The sequence below is a fragment of the Candidatus Poribacteria bacterium genome (genome assembly GCA_026706025.1).
GTDB lineage: Bacteria > Poribacteria > WGA-4E > WGA-4E > WGA-3G > WGA-3G.
In genome coordinates this window covers 1-23,225 of record JAPOZO010000014.1, presented here as the reverse complement: position 1 = coordinate 23,225, position 23,225 = coordinate 1, and the positions used below count along the sequence as shown (strand labels likewise).

The following is a 23,225-nucleotide window of genomic DNA, read 5'->3' as shown; positions in this document are numbered from 1 at the left end:
CATGGAAATACAAACACAATTACACCGCCTCCGTGAGATGCTTGCCCTGGTGTTAGAGACAAACGCATTCTATCGACAAAAACTCACCGAAGCTGGGATTACAGATCCAAACGCTGTGCAAACGCTGATGGATTATCAGCAGCTGCCTTTTACCACAAAGGAAGAACTCAGCGCGGATCAAGTTTCGCATCCGCCTTACGGCACAAATCTCACCTTTCCACTGGAGCAGTATACCTGCCTCCACCGCACTTCAGGTACGACAGGTGCGCCGTTGCGATGGTTGGACACAGCAGAATCGTGGGACTGGTGGGGAAAATGTTGGGGAGAAATCTATCGCGGGGCAGGCGTGACCGCGGCAGATCGGTTGATGATCGCCTTCTCATTCGGTCCGTTTATTGGTTTCTGGAGTGCCTATCACGGCGCGCAGCAGCTCGGCGCGCTCACAATCCCAAACGGTGGTATGACTTCGGATCAGCGGATCCGCGCCATTCTCAGTAACGATGTGACAGTACTCATCGCCACACCGACTTATGCACTCCGACTCGCTGAAGTCGCTGAACAAGACGGTATCAATCTGAGCGAAGCATCTTCAGTTCGGGTTACTATCCATGCGGGTGAACCGGGCGCGAGTCTGCCCGCAACAAAAGAACGAATTGAGACCCGTTGGGGTGCGCGCGCTTACGACCACGCCGGTGCAACGGAAGTCGGGGCATGGGGTGTGATGTGCGAACCGCAGGCGGGTCTCCATCTCAACGAAAACGAATTCATCTGTGAAGTGCTCGATCCGGAAACCGACAATCCCGCAGATGAAGGTGAATTAGTGATTACCAATTTAGGGCGCGTCGGTATGCCGGTGATCCGCTATCGGACGGGAGACTACGTTAAACTCAAATCGGGACGGTGTGAATGTGGAAGAGAAAGCCGTGTCCTTGACGGTGGCGTTCTCGGACGGATAGACAATGCCCTTATCATTCGCGGACTGAACGTATACCCTGCAACGCTTGAAAATATCATCCTCAAGTTCCCGGATGTCCAAGAGTTCGCTGGACGTGTTTACGGAACAGGCACACTTGATGAACTCGAAATCCAGATTGAATCCACAAACCCGAATCCTGATGATACTGCCACTGCTGTCGCCGCTGCCATCCGAGATGATTTAGGCTTGCGTGTCACCGTAAAAACGGTACCATTCGGCACGCTACCGCGATATGAACTTAAGTCAAAACGCTTCACCGATGAACGGACATCGTGAAGAGCATACACTGGTTCGTAGTAGCACAATTCATTGCGCGTGAAGACGTAATGGATTGGAATTACGCGCTACCGTTTTAATCAATTGGGACTTCCACAACCCTTTGAGTTGTGTTATAATATCATCAGGACTTACGCACTCCTTCTTAAAGTCCCCCTGATAAGGCGGATTTAGGGGGTTAAATAACTGAAATACTCTCACTGCCAGGCATCTTTTGGTGAATATATTACTTTTGGATCCAATTTGCGTAAGTCCTAATCGTATTGTGATTACATTAACACCTTACAAATAAGCCAAAATAGCACTATGGAATTTAGCTGGGACGAACACAAAAACCGAGTAAACTTCAAAAAGCATGGGATTTATTTTGAAGAAGCAAGGCTTATTTTTGAAGATGTACACTTCACGAGAGTCGATCCCAGAGATTATTACGATGAACAAGGTCAAGCAGAGATTAGAGAAATTACCATCGGGACACTTAGAGGTGGAGCGGTGTTGGTAGTTTGTCACACAAACCGGAACAGTCAGACACGAATTATCTCTGCCAGAAAAGCAACTTCCAAAGAAAGGAGAGGGTATAATGAAGCTTTCAAAAACACGGCTTTCTGAAATTGAGAGCCTTCCCGAGGACGCGATTGATACATCAGATATCCCCGAACTCGATGATGATTTTTGGGAAAACGCTCAGCGGATTGCCCCTGAAAATTACCTCCAGATTGAACAAGAGGTATTGGAGTGGTTCAAGGGACAAGGTCAAGATTACCACGCTCGGATAAATACGGTGCTTCGATCATACATGGAAGCACATAGGTAAATCAATGTCTGATTCAGGGTCATTCAATTGTTCATTTTTCGATCGAATTTTTACCCCCAGGCCCGGTAGGTTCGGTTTCCTAACCGAACCGGATCCTTAAAAAAAGACGTGAAACCCAATAATTTCTTAAAATTGAATGACCCTGATGTCTGATTTACTTCACCTTGACATCCAAACCTTTGGAGACTATAATTATTGAATAACGAAACACAATATCGTGTTTACATTGAAACGACAATTCCGAGTTTCTATTACACATTGCGCACGGATCTTGAATCCCGCGCTATGCAGAGTTGGAGCCGGAAATGGTGGGTCGAATACGCGGACCAATTCACCCTCGTTTCAAGTTTAGCTGTTATTGAGGAACTCAGTGACGGAAGAAGTGAAAAAACCCAAGACCGGATTGACTTGGTGGCAAATTTGGAGATGTTGTCAATCTCTCCAAGAATTCGTCGCATTACACAAATCTATATTGATAGGTTAATAATGCCTCAAGATCCTTTTGGGGATGCCCTTCACTTGGCAATTGCCTCGTTTTATAATGTAGATGCTCTTCTAACGTGGAATTATAAACATATTGCGAACCTTAACAAAATTCATCGCATCCGGCAGATAAACCAAGAACTTGGCTTACCGACACCGGAATTGGCAACACCCCTCAATTATTTAGGAGTTGACGACTAAAATGGCAGATTATGAAATTGATGAAATTCGCAGAATTCGGCGGGAAATCGCCGCACGATTTGATCATGATGTTGACAAACTGATCGCCCACTATCAAGCATTAGAACAAGAATACCGGAAGTCTGGCAAATATAAATTCGTGGATCCACCATCCGAGAAGCCTGGACCCACCAAATCAGGCGACGAAAAAGCGGTAGATTGATCCGGGTCCTTGACAATTCAAAGAGACTTCTCCTACAAAACACAGATGCACACACACCACACCTACGACACCATTGTTATCGGGGGCGGACCCGCTGGGAGTACCGTTGCGGCACTTGTTGCTGAACAAGGCCACCGCGTGCTGCTCCTCGAACGAGCAACGACACCGCAATTCAAAATCGGCGAATCGCTGATTCCCGCTACATACTGGACCTTCAAACGCCTCGGTATGCTCGAAAAATTGCGGACAAGCCATTTCCCACAGAAGTACAGCGTGCAGTTCTATTCACGCACCGGTAAAGGCTCCACGCCGTTCTACTTCTTTCAAACCAATCCACATGAGAGCGCTGTCACTTGGCAGGTACTACGGAGTGAGTTTGACGAGATGCTTTTGGATAACGCCAAAGAGAAAGGCGTAGAGGTGCGTCGCGGCGTAGGCGTGCGCGAAGTCCTTTTTGAAGACGATACAGCAATCGGTGTTGTTACACAGGACATAGACGGCACCCGCGAAACCCTTCATGCAACCGTTATTGTCGATTCTACCGGGCAGCGGTCGCTCATCGGCAAGCAGCTGAAACTGAACACAATAGAACCGAACCTCAAAATGGCATCGCTCTTTACGCACTATGAAGGTGGTCATAGAGACGAAGGTATTGATGAGGGGGCGACGCTTATTTTACACACCGAAGAGAAAGATTCTTGGTTCTGGTCGATCCCGCTGCCGTATAATCGCACGAGTATTGGCGTTGTAGGCGAATTGGACTACCTTCTCCAAAACAGAAGAGATACCGACGGAAAACTCAACGCTCAGAAAATCTTCGACGAAGAACTCGCGAAGTGTATGCCGCTGAAGCAACGGCTCAAAGGTGCGAAGCAGCTGCTCCCGATCCAAACCACGAAAGATTTTTCTTACCGTGCCAGCCGTATCGCAGGCAACAACTGGGTATTAGTCGGCGATGCATTTGGATTCTTGGACCCCGTCTACTCGACCGGGCTGTTTTTGGCACTTAAATCTGGGGAGATGGCGGCGGATGCGATCATTGAAGCCTTCAACAAAAACGACTTTTCCGAAGCACAACTTGGGAGTTTTGGACCAGCGTTTGTAGACGGAATGGAGGCATTTCGGAAACTTGTTTACGCTTTTTATACTAAAGAATTCAGCTTTGCGCGGTTTCTATCAGAATACCCAGAGCATCAGGGTGGCATCGTTGATATTTTGAGCGGAGATGTGTTTAGGAAAGACGTAACACACATCTTCCCGGCGATGGCAGAAATGTGTCCACTGCCACTTGAAATCTCGCTCGGTTAATATAGCACACGCGCCACATATCTATAGGAGAAATCCATGAAATCAATCACGTCCTATCTATCCATTATTGCTCTCATCTTTGCCCTGAGCATCGGGTTTGGATGCGATAACGCACAAAAACGCCAATCTGCCGAGGGTGAGAAAGCAGAAGGTGATAATACTGCAAAACGTGTCCACATCAGCATCGGGACAGCCCCGACGGGTGGTGCATTTTTCGTCGTGGGTGGCGCGATCGCTGCTGTAGTTGCCGATAACACTTCGGAAACCAACTGGGAAGTGACGGCTGAAAGCACGAAAGGCACGCAGGAAAACATCCGTCGTCTCGCGAATGGTGAACTCGAATTTGCGCTTGCCAATGCTGCGATCTCTTACTTCGCCGTGCGTGGCGAAGGCGCGTGGAAAACGGAACACGCCATCCGTAGTGTCATGACGCTTGCGCCGAATGTCGGTCTATTTATCACATCACAGTCTTCAGGCATCCGTAAAATTCAGGATTTTGCTGGCAAACGAATCGTTGTTGGCCCCGCAGGCGCAGGTTTTGAGTATTTCCTCGAACCGATATTGTCTGCACACGGCATCACTTACGAAGATTTTTCACCGCTCAACAGTCATTATACCGGTGCGGTAGATTTATTAGCAGACGGTGCTGCTGCCGCTGCGTTCATGGGCGGTGCGATTCCAACCCCAGCCGTCATGCAAGCCAGCACGTCTCAGGACATCTTTTTCATCCCATTCGATGAGACAGCAAAACAGTCTCTTTTTGCTACCTACCCTTTCTTTAGCGCGATTACTATCCCTGCCGATACCTATAAAGGACAAGCGGAACCTTTTGCGAGTATGAACGTAGGCGCAATGCATCTTATCACCGCCGAGCACGTAGATGAGAATATGGTTTACGAATTTACGAAAACCTTATATACACACCGAGCAGAAGTCGTCAAACGGCACGGTGCTGGGAAAGCGATTAATCCGAAAAATGTCGTCAAGGATACAGGTACACCTTTCCATCCGGGTGCCATCCGTTATTATCAAGAAATCGGCATCTGGAACGAATAAAACCCCTACTTTTCGTTTTTATACGCTTCACAAAATCACGCCCGTTTTCGTCTCTAAAGCGTGTTAATAAATCAGACAGTGAGAATCCCATACAAAATTTTCACTGTCTTTTTTGCGTTAGAGGTCTCTATATAAACAGCGTATATAACCGGTTCTCCAAAAATACTTAGACATTTACCGGTTTATCTTCCTAAAATACAAAAACTCGGAGGTCAAGATGGAATTAAAACGGAGCCAGACACACGATTCGTTCCAACAAAGTCAGGTCAATTCTCTACACTTACCTGTTAACCTTTCTCCAGGGCAACATCTTCACGGCTTTGAGGTAAAAGCTGTCACACCCATTGACGAATTGCGAGCGGTAGCAATAGAACTCTCACATCCACGTAGCGGCGCACGACTGATGCATCTCTACACAGACGACTCCAGAAACTGGTTCTCAATCAGCCCAATAACACCCACATTAGATGATACAGGGTTACAGCATATCCTTGAGCATTCAGTGATGGCAGGATCTCGCAACTATCCGGTAAAAGAGGTATTCTTTGAGATCATGAAGATGAGCCTCGCAACCTTTGATAGCACGAATGCCATGAACTACATTGATCACGCTTTTTACTACGCTTCAAGCATTGTCAAAAAGGACCTGTTCAATCTCGCAGAAGTCTACTTTGATTCAGTTTTTAATCCACTACTGACAGAGGAGACTTTCAAACGTGAAGGACACCACCTTGAATCAGTCAACCCGGATCAGTCCACAGGAGATTTAAAAATCAATGGAATCGTCTACAATGAGGTGAAAAACAGTCTGTCTGCCCCAGAAGCGTGCTTGCATTTTGCTGTGACCAATGGACTTCTGCCCGACACCTGCTATGCCCGTAACAGTGCTGGAAACTCATTGGCTATGCCCGACTTAACCTACGAGCAATTCAAAACCTATCACCAAACCTACTATCATCCGCGCAACTGCTACTTCTTCTTCTACGGCAATATTCCAACAAGTGATTATCTCGAATTGCTCGCCGATAAACTGGCAGCAATACCGAAGGTTGAAACAAATGGGTTTCTGCACCCTCTCCGACCAGAAATCTCACAGCAACCGAAATGGAAATCCCCGCGAACTGTGACAGATACCTATCCAATTGGTGCAGATGAACCAGTCACTGAAAAGACATACTTGATGCTGAGTTGGCTCATTGGAGGGACAACTGATCCCGAAGATGTCATCCTGTGCAGTATCTTAAACCTGATTCTGTTTGGCAATGAAGGAGCACCGCTCCGCAGGGCAATCGTCGATTCAAAACTCGGAACTGATATACTCAATGATTTCCTAAGAGATTTTACAGGCCCCAACAGAACCTTCTGTGTTGGTCTGGTTGGAAGCGAAGCAGATCGCGTTGGCCCTTTCACGGAATTGGTTATCAATACGCTCACGCAAATTGCAGAGGCAGAAATTGACCCAGAAACGGTCGAAACCGCATTCCAACAAATCACCTATGACTATCAAGAAGTCACGTCGAACTTCCCGTTTGAAATGATGAAGCGTGTCGTAAATACCTGGATATATGAAAAGGAACCGACTCTCTTTTTAAAGATGGGGACGCACCTATCTACTATCCGACAACGTTGGGAGCAAAATCCGCGTATCTTCAATGAATTGATTCGCGAGCGGCTCCTTGATAACCCGCATCGGCTGACAACCATTCTCTCCCCTGATCCGGATAGGCAGGCGCGTCTGGATGCGGAGGAGGACGCACGCCTGAAAGCGATCCAATCACAGCTCACGGATGAGCAGATGAAACAGATTGCTGCCGACGCCGTTGATCTGGAACATCTCAATGAGCAGCCCAACTCACCAGAGGATTTAGCGAAGTTGCCGCAACTGCACGTCTCAGATCTGCCCAAGAAGCTACTATACATTCCTACAACTGTTGAGATGGTTGGCGAACGACCTCTGCTCCGGAACGATATTTTTTCAAACGGCGTGAACTACCTTGTGCTAAATTTTGACTTGCAAGGGTTGCCACAACACCTTTGGCAGTATCTACCCAGATACACTGATGCTGTTGGTAAACTTGGGGCGGGAAAGATGAATTATGAACAGATGTCACAACGTAGCGCAGCAGCTACCGGCGGCATCGGGTGCTCACCAAACTTTACCACCCACGCGCTTGATCTAAGCCGTCCAGTGTGGAACATGCAGTTTCATCTCAAGGCACTTGATGATAAAATAGAGGATGCCTTAGACGTTTTGCACGATTTGGTTTTCGATATGAACCCATGCGATAAAGAACGTCTATACACCGTGCTCAGTCAAGCAGTAGTAGGCTATCAGAACCAGATACACGGCTATCGCGGTCCAAGTATTGCAAATCATCATGCTGCTCGCGGACTTTCACCACAGGCATATCTGAAAGAAACCGTCTTCGGGTTGCCACAATTCCGCATGAGTGAAATGTTGCTCAAACATTTTGACAAATCTTGTGAAGAACTCACCGATTCTATTGAACAAATTCGCGAGTTTCTATTAGTCCAAGGCCGTGTAACCGCCAGTTTTACCGGCTCTGACGTAGCCTTTGACCAACTGCAAGGACAGTTCGCCGAGTGGATTAGTAATATGCGCTGTGAACCGATAGCCCCAGAACCAAAAGGCTTTAAACCTAATGGTATAAAGCCATGCGAAGGATTGGCGGCTCCCATTCAAGTCGCGCACTGCACACAAGCGATGCCAGCACCGCACTACTCACATCCAGATTCAGTCCTCTTAACCATCGGTTCACATATTCTAACGTTTGATCACATGTTACCCGAAATCCGACTCAAAGGCAATGCCTATGGTGCTGATTTCACATATAATCCATTTGATGCTGTGCTCTATCAAGGCTCGCAGTTTGATCCACACATCGCGCGGTCGCTCAATGTTTTCGCAGAGACCGCTGACTATATCAAACAGGTAGAGTGGACGCAGACAGACATTGATAGAGCAATTATTGCAACAGCGTCGGATTACCAAAAAACAGTCCGCCCTGGTCAAGCTTCAACCGATGCCCTTATGCACTACCTCACTGGGCAAACACGAGAAGTAATCGAAGAAAGATACGCACAACTCCGACGCGCAACCCCCAAGGCGGTCAAACGAGCACTGCTCGAAACTTTGGAGGCAAACAACGATAAAGCCTCGATTTGCGTTATCGCGAGCCGTGAAAAATTAGAAACCGAAAATCAGAAGATGGCTCAATCCCTCCACATCGAAAATGTTTTTGAGTAGCATCGGGTTCACTTCACAAGGTAGACCGATTGAAACGAGGCACATACGCCGGATAATTCAACGCGGTCTACCACGACCTATTCCAGAAACAGTTCATAGAGCGCAGGCAGAAGTCTACTTTATCGTCACCATTCAGCCTACTTAACGTTGAAAAAGCACTTGACTTTAATGCGACCTTTCTGGTAAAATTACTGAAACGCTTCTTAGTAAGGAGAACTGGGAATGGAACTAACTTTTGAAAAATATGACCTCTTGCATGCGTTGCAAATACTACAAAGTGTCGCGAGTGGACGCAATACTTTACCGATTCTTTCAAACGTCCTGATCCAAGCCACAGATGGAAACATTGAATGTGTCGCAACGGATCTTGAAGTCGGGATTAAGATTAAGGTCGAAGGTGCTATTCAAGAAGACGGTGCAATTACTGTCTCCGCTAAAAAACTGGCTGACATCGTCAAAGAACTCCCCGAAGATAAGACGATACACCTTGTAACCACGGCAAACGATCGTGTTGAAATCACTTGTGGCGACGGTGTCTATAAGATTATTGGACTCTCGGACGAAGAATTCCCGCAATTGCCCTCTGTTGATGGACATTCACTGACGATCGACGGTGAAACCTTGCGCGCCGTCATCCGCAGAACCGAATTTGCTGCAGCGACAGAGGATGTCCGATACTACCTAAACGGACTCTATTTTAACTTTCTTGAAGATAAGACCGAAGTCGTTGCCACTGACGCAGTATGGCTTGCACTTGCCCATTGTGAACAGTTTAAACCACCAGAAAATGTGGAAGGATTCATCGTTCCACTGAAAGCCGTCAAAGAGATTGAACGCACTTTCGTTGAATCTGATAAAGTAGATATCTCAATCCTTGAAAATCAGATCCTGCTCGCTGATGACAAAGCCACCTTAACCACACGGCTGGTTGAGGGAGATTATCCAAAATATCAGGCACTCATTCCTGAGTCTGCAACGGGTAGAGCGGTCGTCTCGAAAGAACAGTTCCTCCAGGCGAGTCGGCGCGTGGCGTTGCTATCAAACCCAAAAAGCTACGCGATCTGTTTAGAAATCAGTACCGAGCAGATTCATCTCTCAACGAACACCCCAGAATTAGGAGAGGCACACGAAACGATTTCTGTTGAATCCTGCAATGGACGTGAACGGATTGGACTTGATGCGCGTTTGCTGATAGAGACACTGTCACACATCGAAACAGAATCCGTCGCAATTGAATTTACAACTGCGGTGACGACTGTAGCCTTTAAGCCGGTCGGCGAGGAAGGGCATGTTTGTCTTATACACCCGATGCGTTTGGGATCTTAGAAGAACCGTCGTAGTCTTTTCTTCGGTAGAAATGATACCCACTACCCGCTGATAACTCATTGCTGTTTTGCTGACTGCTGATTACTGAAAACTGAACGCCTCTGCAAAGTTGAAAATGTGCTCAATTTTAACGAGACCTTCTGGTAGAATTACTGAAATGCTTAATAGGGAAAATTGGAAATGGAACTAACTTTTGAAAAATATGACCTCTTGCATGCCCTGCAAGTGCTACAAGGTGTAGCGAGTGGACGCAATGTCTTACCGATTCTTTCAAACGTCCTGATCCAAGCCACAGATGGAAACATTGAATGTGTCGCAACGGATCTTGAAGTCGGGATTAAGATTAAGGTCGAAGGTGCTATTCAAGAAGACGGTGCAATTACTGTCTCCGCTAAAAAACTGGCTGACATCGTCAAAGAACTCCCCGAAGATAAGACGATACACCTTGTAACCACGGCAAACGATCGTGTTGAAATCACTTGTGGCGACGGTGTCTATAAGATTATTGGACTCTCGGACGAAGAATTCCCGCAATTGCCCTCTGTTGATGGACATTCACTGACGATCGACGGTGAAACCTTGCGCGCCGTCATCCGCAGAACCGAATTTGCCGCAGCGACAGAAGATGTCCGATACTATCTAAACGGACTCTATTTTAGTTTCCTTGAAGATAAGACTGAAGTCGTTGCTACTGATATGACCCGGCTTGCGCTCGCGCAGTGCGAACCGTTCGAGACGCCAGAGAATGTAGAGGGATTCATCGTTCCACTGAAAGCCGTCAAAGAGATTGAACGCACTTTCGCTGAATCTGATAAAGTACAGATCTCAGTCTTGGAAAATCAGGTGCTGCTCGCTGATGACAAAGCCACCTTAACCACACGGCTGGTCGAGGGAGATTACCCAAAATACCGAGAAGTCATCCCCGAAGCCCCGGAAGGTACTGCGATCGCTTCCAAAGAACAACTCCTACAAGCGGGTAGACGCGTCGCACTGCTATCAAATCCAAAAAGCTACGCGATCTGTATAGAAATTGACACCGAACAGGTCCAAGTTTCAGTGAATACCCCGGAATTAGGAGAGGCACACGAGACGCTTCCTGTGGAATCCGCCACTGGACAAATACGGTTTGGGATTGATGCGCGCCTATTGATAGAGGCGTTGACACACATCGAAACAGAATCCGTCGTAATTGAATTCACAACTGAAGTGAAGCCTATATTCTTTAAACCGATCGGTGAGGAAGGCCATCTTTGTCTTGTCGTGCCGATGCGCTTGGCATCCTAACGGCAAACTTCATAGATTCAGGACATCGATTTCTGCTGTAGCGAACCGGTTTCAGGCATACCGACCGGTATAAGGCTTTCGTAGTCGTGCAATTTACGGCACGTCCACAAGTCAACAACGGGCAACAATGCATTTCGCATTTGGGGTGTTTTTGCGTATTGATAGGGGTCTTTGCTTGGGCGTTTCTGCGGATTTCTGCATATTTCTGCGGATTGCTTCGCGTACGCCGCAAAATTGCCCTACTACGAACCGGATTTACCTTTAATTTCAAAGTGGATAAAGCAGTAGGTTTGGTGTTTGCAAAGGTAGCGATTTTTTCTCAAAAAAACTTGACAACCCTCCACTTTAATGGTATTATAATATAGCCTTGTGCCGAGATAGCTCAGTCGGTAGAGCAGTAGACTGAAAATCTATGTGTCGGCAGTTCGATTCTGCCTCTCGGCATTTCTTTCCCCAATTGTCACAGTTTGTTAAGCCGGTGTAGCTCAGTGGAAGAGCAACTGATTCGTAATCAGTAGGTCGGAGGTTCAAATCCTCTCATCGGCTCTTCATCATGTGCCAGTTTCCGCTACTTTTTCATGTTACCAAGTTTGCAACATCAGACTTATTTCTATTCCGTACTCTTAACACATTTGGCTAAAAATCATGGAGGAACACCAGTGATTAATACTGTCCCACTCCTGAACGCATCGAAAGTCATCATACCTCATTTGCCCAAGAGCCTTCAAAAATTGATGCCTGGGTTCTTAGCACTTCTACCTTTGGCACTTGAAATTGCTAAACTCTTGTATAAACACCGCCAAGAAATCAGAGGTATGATTAAGAATCTAACCAAACATGCCTCAAAGCAAACTAAAAAGATAAGTGATGGAGTGGCAGCAACTGTTCCGCGTTTACCGAAGAAGGTAGGGCGAAAGTTACGCCGTCGGTTGGAATATTTGCCTATTGCGCTTGAAATTGTTAAAGCATCTTATGGAAAGAATCACAAGAAAGTCCAGAGTTTAACATTTCCGCTCCCGAACAAGATTAACAAGAAAATCGACAAGCTATTAAAACGACACCATCGGCCGCGACACTTGAATTTTCTGCGGGGTTCTTGAAGTTACCTTCGTAGATATCAACACTAAAAATATAGGATTCTTTTCCGATCTTCGCTATTCTTCCGATTCAGACTCAGCTGCAATGTCTTCTTCAAGCGATTTGATATTCGCTAAAACAGTCGGGTGTGACTCAATCTCGTATACCTTCCGGTACATCTCAAGTGCCTTCGCCTTATCCACAAGGAAACTGCCATAAATTTCAGCCATCCGTTCCCATGCGCGAACCTCTTGCGGATCAAGTTCTGCAATACGTTCGTAGACTCGAAGCGCGTTCACATACCCACGCGTTTCAATATCTTCGCGTTCAAGCGCAGCTGCACGCGCAAAGTACAAACGCACAAGATCTGCAATAATTTCGTCCATCTCAGGACGCTTTGCTACTGCTTGCTCCAATAAGAGAATTGACTCCGATTCAAGGCGGGTCACTTCAGCCATATCTTCATCGGTGAATTCCCGATCAAGAAATTGATAACTTTGAAGCATTTTGGCGTACGTCCTCGATAACTGGAGGCGGGCAAGGATACCGATAGGTGCTTTTTCAGACACAATATCTCGGAACTCTGGATCACTTTCAATCGCTTTTTTGTAGTGTTCAACGGCTTGCTCAAGTTGCCTGTTCCCGTGATAGAGAACGCCGAGACGATAGTGTGCCTCAGCGTTGTTTGGATCATTCTCGATCACAGCAAGGAATTCTTCCGTCGCTTGCGCCAATAATGTATCGTCTAAGGCTTCATTGCTCAGCAGCTTGCCGCGTAAAAGACGAACATCGGGATGATCCGGTTGAATGCGTGCTGCATGCTCTAAACGCGCCCTTGCATCTTTCGCCCAATTGCTCCGTGAATAGATTTCCGCGATACGGAGATTCGCGTGCAAACCGACCTCAGCACTCGTCTGGGACTCCCCGTTTACGGGTACCATTTGTCCCTTTTCAGCGGTTTCTAATGCCTGTAACGCCCGCCAATAGAGAAGCGCAGCATAAACGAGATCCTCTTGCGCAAAAAGTGTATCCGCCTTCTCAACGAAGGCACCCACCTGTGACACAGGTGGCGATTCGGGTTCGGCACTGCCCCGACGAATATAGAACGATGCCAGCACAACAAAGCCGACTACCGCCAACACCTCTGCATAAATGAGCCAACTGCGTAAAGAAAATAGGGATTTTACATTGGATAACATACGGACTCCTTTTGCCTTGAGCTGAAACACAAAACTATCCTACAGTCGTTTCAATCCGACAACCGAAACAACACACTATTGCCTGCTGCTCTCAATTTCGTCAAGAATGCCGAGCATATCCTCAGCATTAACGAACCCAGTGAACCGCTTAAGAGTGGTACGGTCAGCATCCAAAAAAATGACAACCGGCAATCCGGGAATCTGATACTCCTCGGTGAGTGCCTTCGTGGTTTCGGAGGTGCGGGTAAAATCAAGCTTAACATTAACATAGTCATCAAGTCTCGCTGCAACAGCCGGATCCGCGTATGTTTGGTGATCCAGTTCATTACACGCGGCACACCAAGAGGCATAGAAATCGAGCATTACAAGCTTGTTCTCCCGTTTAGCGATTTCAAATCCTTCTGCTTCGTCGTAAACCCAATCCAGATGGGGTCCAGCAGGTTGTTGAATACCACCCACAAACATATAGGCACCGAACACCGCTAACAAGAGACCGCACGCTTTCTGGAATTTCATCTGTGGAGAGATACCACTGAAACGTTGTGTCAACTTACCGAGCCATAAACCGATAAGCACTAAACCGCCAGCGATAGCAAAAAATGGAAGTGAGTTCTGGAGGAAACTCTGCAAGACCGGAAACACATCTTTAAGAAAATAGAGGGCCATCGTAATAATCGCAATACCGAAGATATTTTCCAAAACATACATCCAACCGCCTGAACGTGGCAGCGCAGAGAGCAAACCCGAAAATGTACCGATACCGATAAAAAGCAGTCCCATTCCGAGCGCATAAGTGAACATGAGCCAGAATCCGAGGAACAGGCTCCCCGTTGTCGCTATATACGTTAGCACCACTGCTAACGCGGGGCCTGTGCAGGGTGCTGCGATCACACCAGCGACCGTTCCCATAGCGAATGCTCCGGCAAATCCAGCACCACCGACAGTGTTTAGACGGTTCTGTACCGAGTATGGCAACCGAATTTCAAAAACACCAAACATTGACAGTCCGAGGGTAACGAGAATTAAACTGATAAAACCGACAACCCACGGGTTCGCCATTATCTGACCGAAAACAGCACCTGTTGAAGCAACCGCCACGCCTAAAATCGAATACATAACAACAATGCCGATAACATACACAACAGAGAGCAGGAAAGATTTAAATAGACCAGCAGACTCGTTGGCACCAAAAACAGAAACGGTGATTGGGATGAGTGGGTAAACGCATGGCGTCAGGCTCGTCAAGATTCCACCTGCAAACACGAGTAAGAACGCAAGCCAGACCTGCCCACCGGAGAGGGCGCGCTCGAGACTCCCTTCGTCACCAGTAGAACTCGGCGGTGCCATGAATTCAATATTAGCAAAAACGGCTTCATGAATACGTTGAACAGGCTCTTCTATACCGACAATCTCAATAGGTATTGAAAAAGCGAGGGTTTCAGGTAACAGACACTGCGTATCGTTACATGCCTGATATTGCAGCTGAAAATCTAACGTGCTTGATCCAACTGGAGCCGTCTGGTTTAAGTCGGCTTGGATACCGATAGTGATAGTATCGTGATAGACGGGTGCCTCCCCGATTGACCCGAGTTTTAGCACTTCACCTGCAGGGTATACGACCGCCCCAAAAGTGAGATGCGACACCTCAGGCGGGGTCACCTCGGTCGCGATAAGCCCTTCCTTCGCTGGATTGGCGTTGACGTGCCATCCTTTGGCAATTTCCACAACGACAGCAATTTGGAATTGACTGCCCGGTTGCACCTTGTCAAGTGAGAGGTAACCTTTCGCGGAGAGTTTCTCAACAGGTATTTTTTCACCAAGCCCGAAATCTGCGAGCTGTGCTTGTGTGCGAATCGGGAAAGTTATCGCGATAAGTGTCACCAGACCCCAGAATAAGTATTGATGACGTTTGATGCTCTTCAACATACGTAAATCCTCCTCAACTACCTCGGTTCAAGCACAACGCACGGCAGAATCATCTCTTCAAGAGAAACGCCGCCGTGTTGGAAACTGCCTTGAAATATTTCCTTATAGACGTTGAACTGCCTATCATAAACAAAATAGTAGTCTTCTTTAGCGAGAACATAATTCATCCGCGTTGATTCCCCGGGTAAACGATACGTCTCTGGGTCTTTTATAATCCATCCGGTTTCAGGGGCGCACGAGATGTTTCTGCCCTCTTTAAACCGAAGCCCAGCAGTAAGTGCGGCTTGGCTTGAAATCTTCGCAGCATTTTGACAGCGTAACGAACCGTGGTCAGACGTTAAGATGACGGTTATATCGCGTTCGGCAGCAATCCTGAATATTTCATAAAGCCGAGAATGTTGAAACCACGCGTGGACGAGCGTTCGGAATGCCGCCTCATCTGGAATAAGCTGCCGAAGTAAATCCACCTCATACCGCGCATGGGTCAGCATATCCAAGAAATCGACAACGAGTGCCGACAAACTAATCCGATCTGCGACGCTCAGCCAGTGCAGGTATTGCATCTCCCCACGCACATCAAAAATTTTGAAGTAATGCGAGGGCGGTTTGAGAGGTATGCCGTGCCTCTCAAATTGCAAACGCAGAAGTTGTTTCTCATAACGATTGATGCTCGTGTGTGTGTTATCCGGTTCCGCGTACAGGTCTGGATATCTTTCAGCAAGCTCAAGCGGAAACAGACCACTAAAAATAGCGTTCCGGGCATAGCGCGTCGCTGTTGGCACGATGGAATAATAATAATCCGTTTTTATGTCAAACAGTGGATAAAGCAACGGCTCGATTTTAAGCCAATGGTCGAGCCGCATACAATCCATAACAATAAATAATACCTGCTTCCCCGCCTGAATTTCAGGGATGACATATTTGTAAACGACATCCACGGATAAGGTCGGCGACGCTTTACCGACAAGCCAATGCTTATAGTTATCCTGAACATAGTTCGCAAACGCAGCGTTTGCCTCATGTTTCTCCGTTTCATGAATAGTTTTAAGCCCGTCAACACTATGTAAGGTATCAAGCCGCAGATCCCATTCCACGAGACGAACATAAGTATCTATCCATGTTTGCCAATCGCTATCAGCGTCGCGTTCTCGTATTTCCCCACCGGAAATGCGCGTCCGATTAAAATTTTGGACGTACGCTTGCGGTGTATACGCTTCCCGAACGCCTTGCTTTTCAAGCAAAAAGGCAAGTGATAATGCCAGCTGTCTTGAAGAAGCCTTGACCTGAGCATTCTCTGACATCATGAAGATATTGCCAATATTATAAAGGCTCGCTTGCTGCAGGACTTCCTGTCCATCCTCACGCGTGAGGAGAATGATCGGAATATGGGCATCCACATCTCGAATCCGCGCAAGTAGATTATCCGTTTGCAGCGCTGCATCGTAATTCAGTAAGGCAGCGTGATATGTCTCGTCTTTGAGTAAAGCAATGCCTTCAGCACCCGTGTCCGCTAAGGATACATCGTATCCTTCGTACTCCAAAAAGCGAACATACGGTTTTGGTGTTATATACTTCTGTTTTTCACGATATGAATCTTCAGGTTGTCCGTTAGATTGCTCTACGTCAGTTCTCTGATTATCAATCCACAGAACCCTCCATCTTTTTTCTTTCATGTTATACCCCCTTTTGGCGCAGCTCGCAAGCCAAAATCCGCTTGACAAAAGTGCGACATAGGTTCGCAAAGTGCACCTATATCTTGATAAAATGGGCAATCCGTCGCTTGCCCATTACTTTCGGGGTGAGCATCGTGAATCTTGAAGAAAAAACAGAGCAAAAACTAAATACCAGAGACAAACCTCCCCGGGTTCAACAAACCTCCCGCATCAAATCTACCTTTAACCTGTTGCATCAAACCGAGTGTGTCTCCGACGGGCCCCCAAACGTCAATATGCTCTTTAAGTTCAGATGGTGCGGTTTCTACGATAAGATTTCCGCGCACCACCGTTGCAGATTGACGCAGCTGCCTTAGCGTATTCGCAAGTTCCTGGAAATCTGTATCAGAAGTAACAGGTATAGAGAGATACAATATGCCACTTCCGAGCAGTGCCATTACTTGGACATCACGCGCCCAACTCGCGTCCATCACTTGCACAGCAAATTCGGCGATATCGGTGCGTTTCAGGTTCACCTTGACAATTATGTTTTCTGTATCCCTATCCGTCGCGGGGAATTCCTGAATAGTTTCCTGAAGGGACACTCGCGATTCGCCCTCAGTAATTGTGACACCTAATCCGCTATTTTGTTCCATAATTCCTTGACATTGCGCCAATTGCCACGCCACGGTTTCGGGATCCCCACCGAACCCAACCACTAACGTCGGTTTTTCCCCATCCGTAGCAACACCGGTTTCTATATCCAAGTTTATAGACAGATTTACAAACATCGGTAGTATCTGCGAACCTACAACGTTCAACCCCGTGTCAATAGCATTTTGAACGTCTTGAAAATCTGCTGTGAGTATCGCTTCATGTGCCGGTATTGGTGACAACTTGAGTGTCACTTCGGTAATAATACCGAGCGTTCCAAAAGCACCGATATAGAGTTTGTTAAGATCATAACCGGCAACATTTTTCACCACTTTACCACCACTCTTGACAACAGTCCCGTTCGCGTGAACAACTCGTAACCCCAAGACCTGATTTCGTGCAGCTCCGTATCGCATACGGAGCGATCCACTTGCATTTGTAGCGACAATCCCGCCGAGGGTGCATCGGTCCGCATACGCTGGATCCAACGCAAGATACTGTCGATGTTGTGCCAATACGGCTTGCAAGGCAGCTAAACGGATACCCGCTTCCACGGTGACAGTTAAATCCGCAGGTTCATATTCCACCACACCGTTCAGCCGAGTTGTCGCCAACACGACATCTAATTTCTGTGGTAGGTTTCCGATGCCGAGTTTCGTGCCAGCACCCGCAGGCATAACCGATAAATTCGCTTTCGCCGCAAATCGGAGGACATCTTGCATTTCTTGAACGGATGCTGGCAAAACGACCGCCTTCGGAACATGTCCATCAAAAGCATAAGCGGCAATCTGCGTCTTTGGCAAGATGCCGGATTCTCCAACAATATGCTTAAGTTCATCGTGCAGGGCACGTGAATTTTCCATGTATTTCTCTTCTTCCTGACAATGGTAAACGGTTATGTTTCAGATTTATTGGTGAGAATCCGTATCTCGAGTCCTTCGATCTGTTCAACCTGACCGGGTTGAACAGGTCCTGGTAAACAGGCGAATCTTTCAAGTGTTTCACGCTCTGCCCAAGTAGAGATAACCGCGAATTAATTTTTCCGAACTCTCGAACAATCCATATTATGCCACCTACTATAGCGAGGAATACAGGTACCCCTGCTGCAATTAAGGTGGCTATTACACCTGCTTCCATCGCTATCCCTTCACATTAATTTGGTCAAGACTGAGGTTGATTCGTCTCGTCCAGTACTCTCCTGACTTGCTATCAAGGTATTCCATTCTGTCACCAGTGCTTGATATGCTCCCATCAGTATCAAATTTATGTCCTAACGCAGAACCAAAAGTGTCAATAAATCGTTCATAACTGTGCGTAGGAATGACAGGTATCTTGTCTGCTTTCGTAATAATAATGCGAACCGAGAATTCATTCCCACTGATATGTTCAACAGATTCAACTTCAGTGACATCTTGCAGTAAATCTCGGATAGCGTTGATAACATCATCTTTAGAGAAGGTTTTCATTTAGAAGTTCCTCCCTGCATCCGGTTGCAAACCGAGCTTCGCGTAAGATTCGGCAGTCGGGAAAATTTTTCCGGGGTTGCAGAGACCTGTTGGATTAAAAATCTCTTTGACCGTCGCCATCACCTGCAAATCGGCAGGACTGAAAATGAGAGGCATATAGTCCATCTTCTCAACACCGATGCCGTGTTCTCCCGTGATTGTACCACCGACTTCAGCACATACGGAAAGGATCTCCATGTTAACATGCTCGACTCGCTCACACTGGTCAGCATCACGTTCGTTAAAAAGGACGATAGGATGGATATTGCCGTCGCCTGCATGGAAGACATTCGCAATCGGAATCTGATACTTCTCGGAGATTTCGGAGATCCGGCGCAATACCTTTGGTAGCGTCGTCCGCGGCACAACGCCATCTTGGGTGATATAGTTCGGTGCAAGTCGTCCGAATGAACCGAATGCGCTCTTCCGTGCCTTCCAGAGTTGTTGTCGTTCCGCCTCATCTTTGGCGTAATCCACCTTTCGCGCGTTATGCTGTTTAAAGATTTCTAATATCTGGTCGGTTTGGTTCTGCATTCCGGCTTTAATGCCATCAAGTTCCACAATCAAGATGGCTTCGGCATCAAGTGGAAAACCGAACTGGAATGCTTCCTCCAAAGCACGAATAACGAGGCTATCCATCATTTCGAGCGCAGCTGGAATAATACCTTCACCGATAATTGTCGAGACCGCGCTTGAAGCGTCGTCCATCGTTTCAAAAACAGCAAGTGCCGTCTGGTATGCCTGCGGATTACGGGTGAGGCGGACGACCGCCTTCGTCACGATCCCAAACGTGCCTTCAGAACCGATCATCACACCACGTAGGTCGTAGCCGGGTGTTTCCTCAACGGTTCCGCCCAATTCAATAATCTCACCATCGGGTAAAACGACCTCTAATTCGAGCACATGGTCAGACGTAACGCCGTATTTCAAGGTATGCGGTCCACCAGAATTTTCGGCGATATTCCCGCCTATTGTGCACGCCTTCTGGCTTGACGGATCGGGCGCGTAGTGATAACCTTGGTTTTGTACAGCCTGCGTCAACAATAGATTCACGACCCCTGGTTCAACCACCGCTCTTTCGTTTTCAAGGTCTATCTCCAAGATACGATCCATCCGATTGAGAGCGATGATAATCCCCCCTTGAACAGAGAGCATACCACCGCTTAAACCTGTTCCACCGCCGCGCGCAATAAACGGCGTGTCGTGCTTGTTCGCCAACTTTACAATATCCGACACCTGTTGCGCCGTATCCGCGAAGACAACCACATCCGGCATCGCCTTAAAAGAGGGCGCGGCATCACATTCATATACGGACAGCGCAGTCGCATCCGTTAAAACATTTTTAGGACCGAGGAGGGCAGAGAGGTCAGCAATAAGTTGTTCTTTTTCGTGCATAGTCTATTTCCTCTGGAGGCATAATTCTTAGATTCACGACTTAATATTAGATTACCACAATTTCAATCGAATGTCCAATTCAAATCTAACAAACACACTTATTGTTTCTATTTGCGAACCAAGCTTATAACATGCTATAATTGTGACAGTCTACACAGCCTGTCAAAATCTAATCATTAGTAACCTATCAAGTTAAAAGTAGGTAAAGGAAATAAAATGCGACAATTGATATTAATTTTAGGACTTACCTATTCAATCGTTGGGATTCTACCACAAGTCTCCGTCGCCAAGATCGATCCAGAGACCGCCGTTGGTGTTTGGCTGTTCGATGAGGGTGCTGGCAATGAAACGAAAGATGCCTCTGGCAATGATCACGACGGCGAAATCAACGGTGCGAAATGGAAAGACGGTAAATTCGGCAAAGCTCTTGAGTTTGATGGTGGACAGTGGGTCTCAATTGAGTCAACACCAGCATTACAAGCTGGCGAAGAGTTCACGATGATGGCATGGTTCTTTGCCACAGACATCGGAGATTGGCGGCAGCTTATTGCGAAAAGCGACGAGTACCTTCTACGCATCGACCCGCCACAAGAAGGGAATAAAATGTCAGCGTTTGTCAAACCGGGCGGAAGTTGGGAACCGAGAGCCTCCGCGAATGTCCCTGATGAAGACACATGGATCCATTTCGCAGCGACTTACGACAGCAACGCCAAAAATGAGCATCTCGTTGTATATGTGAACGGCAAACGTGCTGGTGTAAGTACACGTCCGGGAGCCATCGCTGTAACGGGAAACGCCGTTGAAATCGGTAGATGGGGTGGCGGTTCATATTTCGTCGGTATTATTGATGAAGCCGCGATTTTCAACGTCGTCCTCACTGAAGATGATCTAACAACCATCGCTGAACACGGATTAGCGAAAGCACTTGGCGGGTTGGCTGTCACACCGACGAACAAACTCGCAACAACCTGGGCAACCCTTAAAGCAGACCGATAACTTACAATCACGTGAAATGTGTCGTCTCACAATTCCAATATTTCCATTGAATCTTCTCCGTTTTTTGTTAACTATAACATTACACACTATGTTATAATGCCTTAAACCAAAAGGAGGTTATCATGCGAATTACGATTTTTGTATGCGGAGTCCTGATATTCAGTCTCACTGGGGTAGTGTCTGCTGATGTATGGACCGACCCTTTTGATGGTACCGAGCTTGCTGAAGGGTGGGAATTCCGTGACCATAATGCTAAGAAAACGACGTTTGAAGTCAAAGACGGCTTCTTACAAATGACAAATCCAGGGAATTGGGGGCACACAACCCCTGACAAACCGATGCTCGAACGAGAAGTTCCAAAAAGTGCCGCTAAGAATATAACGGTGAGTGGGATTTTCTCCACTGAACCTGATAAACCTGCAGATGCATGGATCGGCATTTTCCTCTATAGTGATGAGGATTTGAACTATGCCTGCTTCCTGTTTGGTGGTGAAGCCAACCAACCTCAAAAAACGCTCATTGGGAGTATGGTTCAAGGCGGTTGGCAGGACAAAGGACACTTCCAAACCGGCTTTGATGTCCCTCTTCATCTTAAGATTGTCAAAGAGGATGATCTATTCTCAGGCTACTACCGAGAAAGCGAGAAGGATGAGTGGGAACTCTCCGGCGGCAAAACGTGGAACCATAAATTCGATGTAGAACGTGTTGGTATCGGTTTTATGAACAATTGGGGTGGTCAAACTGTTACATTTCTTGTGGATACGCTCTCCATTGACGGCGAAGGGATAGAGCCTTTCGCAGTCGATCCAGAAGGCAAATTGGCAACAACCTGGGGTCATCTCAAATCGAACCAATAAGCGTCAGCCAATTCAAAATGGGGTGGTGTTAGCACTGCCCCTAAACCTGTTTTCGCAAAAGACACCGTTTAAAAGTAACATAAAGAACAAGGAGAAACGCCACCGCTATGTCCATTCCTAAAATGTCTGTGAACAACCCGGTTTTAGCGAACATGTTGATGCTTATTATTATAATTTTCGGGTTGTACGCATGGATAAACCTACCACGAGAACTCACACCAGAAATCGCATTACAGAGCGCGACTGTGACGACGCTGTATCCGGGTGCCTCACCGGAAGAGGTCGAGAAACTCGTTTCTGCTCCTATTGAAGATGCTATTGAAGAAAACGTGAATAAAATCAATTTAATGCTTTCCAACTCTTCGGAGGGGAGATCTATCATCTCTGTCGATTTTGAAGAGATGAGCGATCGGGAATTCGACAAAGAACTTGAAAACTTACGTACCGCTGTAGAACAGGTAAATGACCTTCCGGAAGAAATCTTAGAGGATCCGCAAGTTGTAGAACTTGATGTCTCCTCTGGTTTTCCGATGCTGACAATTGTTGTCGGCGGCGACATAGCGGAATCACAGATGCGGGACATCGCCGAGAACTTAAAAGACGAAATCTTAGATATTAAAAACGTTGCATCTGTCCGAATAGCAGGGCTCCGTGAAAGGGAAATTTGGATCGAGGTAGACCCTGATCGCTTGAAAGCATATCAACTGCCGATTGCAGGAGTTATCACAGCACTTCGTGCAAGCAATTTGAATCTGCCTGCTGGCACGATG

Annotated in this window: 21 protein-coding genes and 2 tRNA genes; 16 read left to right on the top strand and 7 right to left on the bottom strand. The window is 47.0% G+C overall.

From position 1 onward, the window contains the following. Position 1 precedes the first annotated feature (1 nt). The 10 genes from OXH00_03450 (at position 2) to dnaN (OXH00_03405) (ending at position 11,194) form a co-directional block, all read left to right on the top strand. Positions 2-1,252 (top strand): phenylacetate--CoA ligase family protein, encoded by a 1,251-nt coding sequence (locus tag OXH00_03450; protein ID MCY3740056.1) that lies wholly within the window; start codon positions 2-4, stop codon positions 1,250-1,252. A gap of 306 nt (positions 1,253-1,558) precedes the next feature. After that, complete coding sequence (locus OXH00_03445) at positions 1,559-1,861, top strand: BrnT family toxin (GenBank protein ID MCY3740055.1); 303 nt, start codon at positions 1,559-1,561, stop codon at positions 1,859-1,861. Next, entirely contained in the window at positions 1,833-2,066 is a 234-nt protein-coding gene (locus tag OXH00_03440) for a BrnA antitoxin family protein (protein MCY3740054.1), read from the top strand. The genes OXH00_03445 and OXH00_03440 overlap by 29 nt, the downstream gene beginning before the upstream one ends. 195 nt (positions 2,067-2,261) lie before the next feature. Then, the gene (locus OXH00_03435) at positions 2,262-2,750 is read left to right on the top strand and encodes a type II toxin-antitoxin system VapC family toxin (protein ID MCY3740053.1); all 489 of its coding nucleotides are present in this window, start codon (positions 2,262-2,264) and stop codon (positions 2,748-2,750) included. A gap of 1 nt (position 2,751) precedes the next feature. Continuing rightward, positions 2,752-2,952, top strand: a complete 201-nt coding sequence (locus tag OXH00_03430) for a hypothetical protein (protein MCY3740052.1) — start codon at positions 2,752-2,754, stop codon at positions 2,950-2,952. Between the two features lie 45 nt (positions 2,953-2,997). Further along, entirely contained in the window at positions 2,998-4,260 is a 1,263-nt protein-coding gene (locus OXH00_03425) for an NAD(P)/FAD-dependent oxidoreductase (GenBank protein MCY3740051.1), read from the top strand. A 36-nt stretch (positions 4,261-4,296) separates the two neighbouring features. Next, positions 4,297-5,316 (top strand): TAXI family TRAP transporter solute-binding subunit, encoded by a 1,020-nt coding sequence (locus OXH00_03420; GenBank protein ID MCY3740050.1) that lies wholly within the window; start codon positions 4,297-4,299, stop codon positions 5,314-5,316. Positions 5,317-5,533: 217 nt separating this feature from the next. Next, on the top strand, positions 5,534-8,584 hold the full coding sequence (locus OXH00_03415; protein ID MCY3740049.1) for an insulinase family protein: 3,051 nt from the start codon (positions 5,534-5,536) through the stop codon (positions 8,582-8,584). A 222-nt stretch (positions 8,585-8,806) separates the two neighbouring features. Continuing rightward, the gene (gene dnaN, locus OXH00_03410) at positions 8,807-9,910 is read left to right on the top strand and encodes a DNA polymerase III subunit beta (GenBank protein MCY3740048.1); all 1,104 of its coding nucleotides are present in this window, start codon (positions 8,807-8,809) and stop codon (positions 9,908-9,910) included. Positions 9,911-10,090: 180 nt separating this feature from the next. Continuing rightward, on the top strand, positions 10,091-11,194 hold the full coding sequence (gene dnaN, locus OXH00_03405; protein MCY3740047.1) for a DNA polymerase III subunit beta: 1,104 nt from the start codon (positions 10,091-10,093) through the stop codon (positions 11,192-11,194). Between the two features lie 17 nt (positions 11,195-11,211). Here the strand turns inward: dnaN (OXH00_03405) and OXH00_03400 are convergent, their stop codons facing one another. After that, positions 11,212-11,334 carry a hypothetical protein gene (locus tag OXH00_03400; GenBank protein MCY3740046.1) on the bottom strand — a complete coding sequence of 41 codons (123 nt, stop codon included), beginning with the start codon at positions 11,332-11,334 and terminating at the stop codon, positions 11,212-11,214. 231 nt (positions 11,335-11,565) lie between these two features. On the opposite strand from OXH00_03400, the gene OXH00_03395 reads away from it, so the two are divergent. From OXH00_03395 to OXH00_03385, 3 genes are all read left to right on the top strand, one after another. Beyond that, a tRNA-Phe gene (locus OXH00_03395) sits at positions 11,566-11,638 on the top strand. Between the two features lie 30 nt (positions 11,639-11,668). Then, positions 11,669-11,740: transfer RNA gene (locus OXH00_03390), tRNA-Thr, on the top strand. A gap of 113 nt (positions 11,741-11,853) precedes the next feature. After that, entirely contained in the window at positions 11,854-12,294 is a 441-nt protein-coding gene (locus tag OXH00_03385) for a hypothetical protein (protein MCY3740045.1), read from the top strand. A 54-nt stretch (positions 12,295-12,348) separates the two neighbouring features. Here the strand turns inward: OXH00_03385 and OXH00_03380 are convergent, their stop codons facing one another. From OXH00_03380 to OXH00_03355, 6 genes are all read right to left on the bottom strand, one after another. Continuing rightward, a complete protein-coding gene (locus OXH00_03380) occupies positions 12,349-13,470 on the bottom strand; it encodes a tetratricopeptide repeat protein (GenBank protein ID MCY3740044.1) in 1,122 nt (373 codons plus the stop codon). 75 nt (positions 13,471-13,545) lie between these two features. Beyond that, positions 13,546-15,396 (bottom strand): thioredoxin family protein, encoded by a 1,851-nt coding sequence (locus tag OXH00_03375; protein ID MCY3740043.1) that lies wholly within the window; start codon positions 15,394-15,396, stop codon positions 13,546-13,548. 17 nt (positions 15,397-15,413) lie between these two features. Then, positions 15,414-17,069, bottom strand: a complete 1,656-nt coding sequence (locus OXH00_03370) for a PglZ domain-containing protein (protein MCY3740042.1) — start codon at positions 17,067-17,069, stop codon at positions 15,414-15,416. Positions 17,070-17,233: 164 nt separating this feature from the next. Then, positions 17,234-18,565, bottom strand: a complete 1,332-nt coding sequence (locus tag OXH00_03365) for an FAD-binding oxidoreductase (protein ID MCY3740041.1) — start codon at positions 18,563-18,565, stop codon at positions 17,234-17,236. 276 nt (positions 18,566-18,841) lie between these two features. Next, positions 18,842-19,168, bottom strand: a complete 327-nt coding sequence (locus OXH00_03360) for a hypothetical protein (protein ID MCY3740040.1) — start codon at positions 19,166-19,168, stop codon at positions 18,842-18,844. Next, positions 19,169-20,602, bottom strand: coding sequence for an FAD-binding protein (locus OXH00_03355; GenBank protein ID MCY3740039.1), 1,434 nt, complete (start codon positions 20,600-20,602; stop codon positions 19,169-19,171). 216 nt (positions 20,603-20,818) lie between these two features. On the opposite strand from OXH00_03355, the gene OXH00_03350 reads away from it, so the two are divergent. From OXH00_03350 to OXH00_03340, 3 genes are all read left to right on the top strand, one after another. After that, the gene (locus OXH00_03350) at positions 20,819-21,598 is read left to right on the top strand and encodes a LamG domain-containing protein (GenBank protein MCY3740038.1); all 780 of its coding nucleotides are present in this window, start codon (positions 20,819-20,821) and stop codon (positions 21,596-21,598) included. Positions 21,599-21,720: 122 nt separating this feature from the next. Then, a complete protein-coding gene (locus OXH00_03345) occupies positions 21,721-22,455 on the top strand; it encodes a hypothetical protein (protein MCY3740037.1) in 735 nt (244 codons plus the stop codon). 107 nt (positions 22,456-22,562) lie between these two features. Then, on the top strand, positions 22,563-23,225 hold a 663-nt coding region (locus tag OXH00_03340; protein ID MCY3740036.1), incomplete at its 3' end, for an efflux RND transporter permease subunit.